The organism is Paenibacillus timonensis (genome assembly GCF_022427145.1).
Classification (GTDB): domain Bacteria; phylum Bacillota; class Bacilli; order Paenibacillales; family Paenibacillaceae; genus Fontibacillus; species Fontibacillus timonensis.
Map to the genome: position 1 here is coordinate 1 of NZ_JAKSXN010000101.1, position 9741 is coordinate 9741.

The 9741-nt window shown below is 63.3% G+C and carries 7 protein-coding genes; 4 read left to right on the forward strand and 3 right to left on the reverse strand.

Translation table 11 applies throughout. From position 1 onward, the window contains the following. Positions 1–54: 54 nt before the first annotated feature. The 3 genes from MJ257_RS23750 to MJ257_RS23760 are packed head-to-tail and all read right to left on the reverse strand — an operon-like array spanning position 55 to position 5742. Complete coding sequence (locus MJ257_RS23750) at positions 55–3255, reverse strand: AAA family ATPase (protein ID WP_240271632.1); 3201 nt, start codon at positions 3253–3255, stop codon at positions 55–57. After that, positions 3252–4601: a metallophosphoesterase family protein gene (locus MJ257_RS23755; protein WP_240271634.1), complete on the reverse strand. Its 1350-nt coding sequence runs from the start codon at positions 4599–4601 to the stop codon at positions 3252–3254. The genes MJ257_RS23750 and MJ257_RS23755 overlap by 4 nt, the downstream gene beginning before the upstream one ends. A 19-nt stretch (positions 4602–4620) precedes the next feature. Continuing rightward, positions 4621–5742: a glycosyltransferase family 4 protein gene (locus MJ257_RS23760; protein ID WP_240271635.1), complete on the reverse strand. Its 1122-nt coding sequence runs from the start codon at positions 5740–5742 to the stop codon at positions 4621–4623. Positions 5743–5925: 183 nt separating this feature from the next. Between MJ257_RS23760 and MJ257_RS23765 the strand changes: the two genes are divergently transcribed. From MJ257_RS23765 to MJ257_RS23780, 4 genes are all read left to right on the forward strand, one after another. Continuing rightward, positions 5926–7368, forward strand: a complete 1443-nt coding sequence (locus tag MJ257_RS23765) for an RsmB/NOP family class I SAM-dependent RNA methyltransferase (protein ID WP_240271636.1) — start codon at positions 5926–5928, stop codon at positions 7366–7368. A gap of 115 nt (positions 7369–7483) precedes the next feature. Further along, a complete protein-coding gene (locus tag MJ257_RS23770) occupies positions 7484–7579 on the forward strand; it encodes a sporulation protein YjcZ (protein WP_193415011.1) in 96 nt (31 codons plus the stop codon). Positions 7580–7720: 141 nt separating this feature from the next. Beyond that, on the forward strand, positions 7721–8305 hold the full coding sequence (locus MJ257_RS23775) for a DUF2087 domain-containing protein (protein ID WP_240271640.1): 585 nt from the start codon (positions 7721–7723) through the stop codon (positions 8303–8305). Between the two features lie 136 nt (positions 8306–8441). Beyond that, positions 8442–9704, forward strand: coding sequence for an MFS transporter (locus MJ257_RS23780; protein ID WP_240271638.1), 1263 nt, complete (start codon positions 8442–8444; stop codon positions 9702–9704). Positions 9705–9741 lie beyond the last annotated feature (37 nt).

Consider the following 9741-nt stretch of genomic DNA (forward strand, 5'->3'; position numbering starts at 1 on the left):
GGGCTAACCCCGGGGGTCTTCAGGCAACTTCGGCTCCCTGACAGCGTGAATTGCCTACATCCGTATGATGTTTGCTGCCGGAAGCAGTGTTTGGACGCGCCGAACGACATGCTCATGGCAGGTCATCATGATGATCTGCTGGCGGTCGGCAACCGTCCGCAATACCGACAAAGCCCGTTCGAGGCGACCTTCGTCGAAATTGACGAACAGGTCGTCTAGTAATAGCGGCAGCGGTGCATGCCCCGATACCGCTTCGGACAAGGCCAACCGCATCGCCAGGTACAGCTGCTCCGCTGTTCCCCGGCTTAGAAGCGTGCTTTCAAGCGGCCCAAGCTCCGAATGTTCCGCCATCAGCTCTTGGGTACCCATTTTCATGACGATGCGCCGGTAGGTGCCGTCGGTCATTTCCGCGAAGTACCCCGAGGCCGCCTGCAGCACCGCCGGCTGCCGTTCTTCTTCATAAACCTTACGCGCACGGCCGATCAATTCATGGCATACGGCCATGACCGCATACTGATCGAGACGATCGCCAAGGGCCGCCCGCTGTTCCTCCAGTTGCTGCACTAGATCGTCCCTCCGGCAACGGGCCGCTAAATTTTCCTGCTCCTGCAGCAGGCGTCCCCGTTTCTCCTGCAGTTGCCCCAGCAGCGTTTCCGCTTGCCGCAAATCCTGCTCCGACTTCTCCAGGCGTTGCCGCAGCTCCGACTCCTCCGTCGTCTGCAAAAGCTGCTCCAATTCGTCCCGCTTGCCTTCATCCAGCCCAGCGAACAACATCAGCTCTACTTGCCGCAGGTCACGCTCCAAAGCCTCCCGCCGCTCCCGCACTGCGTCCAGGCGCAGAAACTCCTCTCCGTCTGCAGCGCCGGCTTCGGCGAGCAGCGCTTGCTCCGATTCAAGCACCTGCCGCAGGCGGTCGTCCAAACGCTGTCCTTCCTCCTCCAAGGGCAGCAGCTTGGCGGACAGATGGTCCTGCCGAGTTTTCACTTCGAGCGCACCGTCCAGCTGGATCAACGCCTCGCGCAGAACTTCGGCTGCCTGCCCTGGCTTTGCATCAACCTCTCCATAAGCCAAGCATTCCTGCTCAAACCGCTCATTCTCCGCTCGCAGCCCGGCCATCTTGGCCGCCAGGCCATCGATGCGGGCCAGCCAGTCCCGACCTTGCTCCGCGAGCCGGAACACGTCCGACGCCGCCTCCGGGGACAGATCGGCGGACAAGCTCCGCTCGGCCAGCCAGGCTTCCCATTCCCCGGCTAGCTCGTCAAAAGCCCCTTCGCGCCGGGACAATTCGCGCTCGGTGGCCGCAAGCTCGTCCCGGACGGCGGATGCCTGGTTCAGGGCGGCGTCTGCCTCGCCCTCAAGCGCGGCGTGGCGCTGATCCCACAGCAGCCACGCCTCCATCAGCCGGCGCAGCTGCCGCTCCTCTTCGTCCCAGTCCATCGGACCGGGCGAAGGGGCGGCCCCGCTGCGCGACCGGGAAGCGGCCGCGGCGCTTTGGGGATGGCGGACGAGCCGGGACAGCAGCGCGCCAAGGCGCGCTTCCGGGCCGGCGTCCTCCCCGGCGCCGAACGCGGCCGAGCCGCGGCGTTGCCGCCGTGAGCCGGCAGGCGACGCGCTGTGGAAGGCGGCCAGCGCCAACGCGGCGTCCAGGCCGAGCAGCACGGCTGCCGCGGCCACGGCGCCCCAAGGCGCGTCCGCCGTGAGCCACAGGATGACGGGCAGCGCCACCGTCAGCGCGCCGCTCCCGGCGAGCAGCTTGCGGTACAGCGCCCGCATCTGGGCCGCGGCCAGCGCCTTGGCGTCAGCCGCCCGCTGCTCGGACGCCTGCCGGCCCTGGCCTTCCCGCCAGCGGTCCAGCTCGCCGCGCAGCTCGGTCCAGAGCGCGCGAATTTCGCTCGGTTGCTGCGGGACCAGCATGGCGAACTGCCGCCGCCCTTCCGCCGCGCTGTTCTCGACCCGCGCGACCATCGCCGCGGCAGTTTTCTCCGCGGTTGCCGCGGCCCGCTCCAGCTTGGCGCGCTCGCTCCGCAGCAGCTCCATCTCCTTGTCGTACGCGGCGAACCGCGACGCAAACCGGCGAACGCTCTCCCGTTCGCCAACCGTCCCGGCAAAAGCGCGCAGCTCCTCCGCGCCCCATGCCGGGTTGATGCTGCGCAGGCACTCGGCCAGCCGCCCCTCAAGCTGGAGCGCTTCCGCCGCCAGCTCCGCGAGTTCGTCCTGCCGGGCCTCGTAACCCGGCAGGCGGCCGGCCAGCTGCCGCAGCGCCGGCTCCTGCGCCAGCATCGCCGCGTCCGGGCGATGCCGCGCCAGCTCTGCCTGCAGCGCCTCGCGCCGCCGGGCCCACTCGCCGCGCTCCAGCTCCAGGCGCTCGCGCTCCGCCTGCAGCGTTTGCCAGCGCGCCGTCCCCTGCGCGGGGAAGCGGGCGACCGGCGGCAGCGCCGCCAGCTCCGCGCGGAGCGCCTCGCGCTGCAGCCAATCGGCCCGGCTGGCCGCCGCCTTCTGCAGCCGGGCCGTCTCCCGGCCCTGCGCCGCGCGGGCCGCTTCGGCTTCCGCCAACTGCGCGGCCAGCCGATCCAGCTCCTCCAACACGTCGTTGTACCGCGGCAGCAGCGCTTTGGCCGCCTCGGCCTCGCGCTCCAGCCGCTCCACCGCCTGAAGGAGCTGGGCGATCTCCTGCGTTCGCCCGCGCGGCCGGTACAGCTTGTCCATGTCCTGGACCAATCGTTTCTCCCCGCGCAGCACCGCGGCCCCGCCGCCGATGCCGGCGTGGAACAGGTAGCGGCTGAGCTCCTCCGACTGCAAAGCGCCCACTTCCTGCAGCTCCGTCAACGACACGGCGAAGAGCTGCTTGAACATCGCTTTGGACATGCCGCCGAGCAGCTCCCGCTGCATCTCCTCCTGCGTCGCCTCCCGCACTTCGCCGCGCTCGTCGCTGCGCGTGATTCGCAGCCGGTCGCCGCGCGTGCCGGGCAAATTCCGCCCTTCCGGCGGCTGCGCGTAACGCTCGATCATCCAGCGCGCCCCGTCGTCGCCCTGGATCGTCAACGCCCCGCCGTGCGCTCCGCCCCGCAGCGGCTCATACCGCTCGGCGGCCACCGCCCGGGAGGGGATGCCGAACAGCATCGCCCGGACGAAGCCAAGCAGCGTGCTTTTTCCCGCCTCATTGGGACCGTGCAGCACCGTAACCTGGCCGGGCAGCTCCACGTCCAGCCCATTGAGGCGGCCAAAGCCGCTGATCTGCATCCGTTCCAGCTTCATGAAGCTCCTCTCCCTTCCCGCGGCGGTTGCGAATCCTCGTTCAGCAGGGCCGCCGCCAGCTCCTCGGCCCGGCGCAACAGATCCTGCCTAGCCTCCGAGTCCAGCTCCTGCAGCAAACGCCGCAGCTGGCGGTTGTCCGAGAGCGGGGCCAGCGCAGTGCCGATTAATTCAGCCACGCTTTCGGGCTCCGCCGCCGTCCGGTCACCCAGTCGAAACAACTCGCCGAGGAAGCTGTCCTCCTCCAGCAGCCCCTCGCGGTCCAGCTCCATACCCGTCTCCAGCTTAAAACCTGCCGGCCAGACGATCCCTTCGCCCGGCAGTAAGCCCTCTGCATCCGCCGCAGAGAAACCGGCTTCCTCCAGCCGCGCGCTCTCCTTGCGCCGCAGCTCCTGAAGCAGCTCGGACGCTTCGGGTCCGGATTGAAGGAGCCCGTGCAACGGCCCCCGTCCGCTGAACGTAAGCCGGACCACCGTGATTCGGCCGGGTTCGGCTTCCCTCAGCTCGTCCAGCCGTTCCTCCACGCTGGCCTTCCACGCTTCTTCCGTGGCCAGCCCGTCGATCGCCAGGCGGCTCTCCAGCCACAGCACCTGATCGAGCCTCCGAAACGTTAACCGGGTTTCCCCACTCTCCGCCACCTCGACGAGATAGCAGCCCTTCGGGCCGGCTTCCTTCAAGCTGCGGCCCTGAATGTTGCCGGGATAGACGACCCACGGCGACTCGCTGAGAATCTGCCGCTTATGGATATGGCCGAGCGCCCAATAGTCATATCCCGAGGTCTGCAGATCGCGGAGCGAGCACGGCGCGTAAGCGTCATGCCCCTCTTGGCCGTCCACGTTGCCATGCAGCAGCCCGATGTGGTAGAGCGCCGAGCCCGGCTCGCGCCGGTACTGCAAAGCCAAATTGTCATGCACCGCCGGGGTCGGATAAGAGATCCCGGTCAGCAGCGCTACGGGCTCCCCGTCGCTTCGCCGTACGGCAGTCACGTTTTCCACTCGGGGGCCAAACTCCGTCACATGTTCGGGCAGCGCCAACCGGAGCTTCCGTCCGGACAAGGGATCATGGTTGCCCCGGATCAGATAAACCGGGATGCCGTACTCCCCCAGCTTGTCCCAGCCTTCGCGCAAACGCAGCTGCGCACGCAGCGAGGAGTCCGACGCGTCGTAAATGTCTCCGCTGATCACAACGAAATCAACGGCTTCCTCGATGGCGAGCCGGACCAGCCGGTCAAATGCGGCGAAGGTCGATTCCCGCAATAACCCGCGCAGCCGATCCGGCACGCCGGACATTCCCGAAAAGGGGGTATCCAGATGCAAATCGGCCGCGTGAAGAAAACGAAAGGCTTTCATTCGTGCAACAACTCTTTCCTTATTTGAATTGCAGGTACAGCTTCTTCAGCTCATGCACGACCCGGTTCAGCGAGTATTGGGCTTTGGCCTTTTCCGACCCGCTGCGGGCCAACTGGTAACGGTAATCCGGGTCAACGATGACTTTCTCCAGCGCTTCGGCTAAGGCCTTGGCATCTTCCGGCGGCACCAGGAGGCCGTTCACGCCGTCTTCGATTTGCTCGGCAATCCCGCCGATCCGGGTTCCAACCAGCGCCAGGCTGCAAAGCGCGGCTTCGGCAAACACGGAACCGAACGCTTCCGCCCGGGACGGCAACACAAATATGTCGAAGAACGGCATAAATTCCTCCGGATGCAGCGTGTACCCGTAAAATATCGTCTCGTCATATATCCCCAACCGCTGCGCCAACTGCTCCAGCTCCTGGCGGATCGGACCGTCGCCGATGATGTGCAGCACGTAGTTATGGCCGCGCTTCTTCAGCTCCGCGCAGGCATGCAGCAACGTATCCAGCCCTTTGGCCGGCACGAGGCGGCAGACGGTGACCAGCTGGGCGACTTCATTATCATGGGGAATCGGCTTAAACCGCTTCTCGTCAAACCCGTTCGGAATTACGCCGATGGCCGCGGGATCCTCCACGTACGGCGCCAAATAATCGGCAAACGATTGCGATACGGTATACAGCCGGTCGGCGCGATGCTCCAGCTCGCGATACAGCGACGTAAGGAACCGGTGCTCGGGCCCGTTTTCCCGGATGCGGCCGTTTAAAATGAGTTCTTTTTCGTAACTCGAGTGAATGCTTTGGATGACCGGGGTTTGCGGAAACACTTCCTTCATCGCCAGCCCCGCGATCGGATGGTGGGAATGGATCACATCGTATGGCTGCTTCAACCGCAGCTTGGTCCACCACAAGTAATCGCGATAGGTTTGCACGTATTTTTGCACGATCGGGCTGTCCCCGTACTGCTGCCAATCAAAGGTATGAAAAATAACGGGATCGCTCCCTTTCGAACGGATCCGTTTCGGCAGGGAAAACAACTCCATCTCCCAATGGGGAGGATTAAACCGATCTTGCAGGTACGGAATCATCGACGATACGCCCCCGGGCTGTTCCGGCGGAAAAAATAAAGCCTGCAGCAGTTTCATTGAGGTTCTCCTTTGCATGTCGTTTACGATTTTGCGATAAAGTCCGCTTCTTGTTCCATTATGCCATAGGCAGGAAGGAACATCCATTCCCCTTTTGAGAATAAAAAGCGATATGATAAACTGCTGAAGTATAGATCATCCGGCCTCCGATGGCCTTTTTCTTATTCGGAAGGAGCAGCAACCATGACCATTCCATCCCTGCCGTCCGCTTACCTTGAAGCGGTGGCGGCCGTGCTCGGCCCGGCCGAGACGGAGGCGTTTCTGGCAAGCTATGCCGCGCCCCGCACCTACGGACTGAGACTGAATACGCTGAAAATCGACCCGGCCTCTCCGGCAGCAGACAAGCTGGCGGAGTTGTTTGCCTTGCATCCGGTACCTTGGTGCGGCACGGGCTATTATTACGAGGAATCGACCCGGCCGGGGAAGCATCCCTACCACGCTGCCGGTCTCTATTATATTCAAGAGCCGTCGGCAATGTCCGCCGTGGAGCTGCTGGATCCGCAGCCCGGCCATACGGTGCTGGATCTGGCCGCCGCGCCGGGTGGCAAAACGACCCAAATCGCCGGAAAAATGGCCGGACAAGGCCTGCTGATCAGCAACGAGATCCACCCGCAGCGCGCGCGCATTCTGGCGGAGAACGTGGAGCGGCTCGGCATCCGGAACGCCGTCGTGACGCAGGCGGCGCCGCCGGCACTGTCGGGCCGCTTCCCGCTTGCTTTCGACCGAATCATGCTGGACGCCCCTTGCTCGGGCGAAGGCATGTTCCGCAAGGACCCCGAGGCGATCCGCGAATGGTCGCCGGAGGCGGTGGAGCTCTGCGCCGCCCGGCAGTGGGACATCCTGCAGGACGCGGTGGCGATGCTGAAGCCCGGCGGCCGCCTCGCTTACTCGACCTGCACGTTTAACCGCCGGGAAAACGAGGACACCATAGCCCGCCTGCTGGCGGAATATCCGTTCCTGCGGCTGATCGCCGAGAAGCGGATCTGGCCGCACCGCGAGCAGGGCGAAGGCCATTACGTCGCGCTGATTGAACGGGATCATGAGGAAAAGGGCGGCGCGATAGCTTCCGACAGCATAGGGCGCGTCGGTGCCGGCGCGGACGCCGTTCGCCGCGGCGGACGCGAGCGGGAACGCGGGCGCGGAGGCCGCTCCGGCCCGGCGGAGCGCAGCGTTGCCGCGGCCTGGGACAGCTTCCGCGCTTGGTCGGCGGACGAGCTGCCGGCCTTCGCGCCTCCCGCCGGCGGCACCCCGCTTCTGTTCGGCGAGGCGCTGTACCTGCTGCCGGCTAGCGGCGGCTTGGCGCTGACGCCGGAACACCTGACCGGCCTGAAAGTCCCGCGCGCCGGGCTGCACCTCGGCGACGTCCGCAAAGGCCGGTTCGAGCCCGCCCACGCGCTGGCCATGGCGCTTGGCGCAGCCGAAGCCGCCCCGCGCGTATGGACGCTGGGCGAGGATTCGCCCCTCGCCGCCGCTTACTTGCGCGGCGAGACGCTGGAGGTGCCCGCCTCCTTGCGCGGCTGGCACCTCGTGACTCTCGCCTGCGGCGACGGCCAATACCCGCTGGGCTGGGGCAAAGCCAGCGGCGGGCAGTTGAAGAACCACCTGCCCAAGGGCCTGCGGCATTAAGCCCTTTTGATCCCCAATCAGGGCGTTAGTCCAGACAAGGACGCCACCGGCAGCATAGAATGTACTATCTCGTGATCAAACGGGAACCCTATCCTGACGCAAGGGAGGAATAACAATGGGTGAAATCTACGGAGGAGGCTTCACTTCGACGGGAGCTATTCTGGTGCTGTTCATCTTGCTCGTTATCGTTTCCCGTACCCTTCTGGTTTAATGTCGTGACTTTACCTATAACAGCGGTGAGATCCCAAGTGGATTTCGCCGTATTTTTTTGTTCTCCCTTGACAAAAAGCACCCGCGCATGGAATAATACGGTCATCTAATTATATAAGTATCGAATTAGTGAGGGATGAAGATGCAGCTAGACCGGTTGGTCAATTTCCATAAAGCGGTGGGGGATGTAACCCGCATCCGCATTATCGCGTTGCTTCAGAGCGGCCCTTTGCATGGTCAGGCGCTTGCTGGGAAGCTTGGCGTCACGCCACCGACGATCACGCATCACATGACCAAGCTGCGGGAAGCGGATTTGGTTTACGAGCGCCGCGACAAGAATACGATCTATTTTTACTTGAACGAGAAAAGCCTCACCCTTCAGGCTCAAGCGATTTTGAAAATCGGCAAGGCACTTCCTGCGGCCGAGGACAAGCACGAAGAAGCAGCGCGCAAAGCCGCGGTCCTGGAGAACTTCTTCAATAAGGACGGCACCTTGAAACATCTGCCGGCCCAACGCAAGAAGAAGCTGATCGTGCTCGAGCGCCTCGTCAAGGGCCTGAAGCCGCACCGCAAATATGCGGAAAAGGAGATCAACGAATACATCCGGAGCTATCACGAGGATTACGCCACGATCCGCCGCGAGTTTATCATGAACCATTTCATGTACCGGGAAAATGACATTTACGAGCTGAACCCGCCGGAACTCTGGGGCAAGAGCTCATCCTAATCGCAGCGGGTTGAACCCGCCGAGCAACGAGGCATCGCCTTTGGCCTTGTTGCCTTTTTTTGCCCTATTAATTAGATGTTCATTTAATTAGATAGGTATAACATTCATTGTTCAATAAAAGGAGTGGCCACATCCCATGAATTCCTTACGAATCCTGCGCCAGGAACCTTCCTACCGCCGTCTGTTTGCGGCCGGACTGGTCAACGGCATCGGCGACCGGTTCAGTCAAGTCGCCGTCCTCGGCTTGCTTTTATCCCTGACCGGATCGGGGCTGGCTATCGGCATCACCTTTGCGGTCCGCCTGTTTCCATACCTTGTCTTCGGACCGCTTGGCGGGTGGCTCGCCGACCGTTTTTCCAAAAAAACGATCATGATCTTCACCGATGCCGTTCGGCTCCTCTTTGCGTTGACTCCGCTCCTGGTCCACGATTCCGGAGACGTCTGGATCATTTACGTCAGCTCGTTTGCTTTGTCCGCCGGCGAAGCCATCTACGCCCCAGCCCGCATGTCGCTGATTCCCCGGCTCGTACGCCGCGATCATCTGCTGGCGGTGAATAGCCTGGAGCAGGCCATGGTCGGGTTCGTGCTGATCGGCGGCTCCGTCACGGGCGGCATCCTCGCAGCTGCGATAGGCGGGCAGGTATCTTTTGCGCTGAACGCCGCGTCCTTCCTGGTCTCCGGCCTGCTGCTCCTTCGACTGGATCCAGCCGGGCAACCTTCAGCAGCAGAACCGAGTGCCGTCAAGTCGAAGCCAAAGCCCACGACTCACTGGACCCTCGATATCCGTCGGCTGGTAAGCCAGTCCTTCTTTTTGCGGATCATGCTGATCGTCTTTGCCGTTTGGCCGATCGGGGACGGGATATTTAACGTGCTGATCAGCGTCTACGCCGCCGAAGTGTTCCATATGGGGGACATCGGCATCGGGCTGCTCTATGGGGCACTGGGGGCCGGGATGTTGATCGGCTCCGGGCTCGCCGGCAGAATGGCCCGCCATATGCGGACGGTCGCTGTCCTGGCACTATCGCTCGAGGGGGTTTTTCAAGTGATGGGCAGCCAATCGCCTTCGTTTCTCCTGCTCCTTTTGCTGCTGGCCATCTCGGCGGTCATCACGAGCGTGGGCAACGCCTGTAACGAAACGGTCCTGATGCAGCTGGTTCCAAACGAATGGCAGGGCCGATTCTTCGGCGGCTTGGCTACTTTGCAAAATACCGTGATGGGCGTAACCATGCTCGCTTCCGGTTTCCTGCTGGAGGCGATGACGCCTAGAACCTTGGGTCTTGCCGGAGGAACGTTTCTTGCCTTGCTAGGTTTCGGCCTTAGCCTTGCCTGGCTGCTACGCCGCCCCAAAACTGCTCGCGCCCTGTCTGACGCCGAGCAGCCCCGAACCTCCCTGGATTGAACCTTACGCGAACGCAAAAAAAGCCGCCCCTTTCCGG

Coding starts and splice junctions, on each gene's coding strand:
- MJ257_RS23775 (WP_240271640.1), top strand. CDS start 7,721: ATGCAGCTAGACCGGTTGGTCAATTTCCATAAAGCGGTGGGGGATGTA.
- MJ257_RS23770 (WP_193415011.1), top strand. CDS start 7,484: ATGGGTGAAATCTACGGAGGAGGCTTCACTTCGACGGGAGCTATTCTG.
- MJ257_RS23755 (WP_240271634.1), bottom strand. CDS start 4,601: ATGAAAGCCTTTCGTTTTCTTCACGCGGCCGATTTGCATCTGGATACC.
- MJ257_RS23760 (WP_240271635.1), bottom strand. CDS start 5,742: ATGAAACTGCTGCAGGCTTTATTTTTTCCGCCGGAACAGCCCGGGGGC.
- MJ257_RS23780 (WP_240271638.1), top strand. CDS start 8,442: ATGAATTCCTTACGAATCCTGCGCCAGGAACCTTCCTACCGCCGTCTG.
- MJ257_RS23750 (WP_240271632.1), bottom strand. CDS start 3,255: ATGAAGCTGGAACGGATGCAGATCAGCGGCTTTGGCCGCCTCAATGGG.
- MJ257_RS23765 (WP_240271636.1), top strand. CDS start 5,926: ATGACCATTCCATCCCTGCCGTCCGCTTACCTTGAAGCGGTGGCGGCC.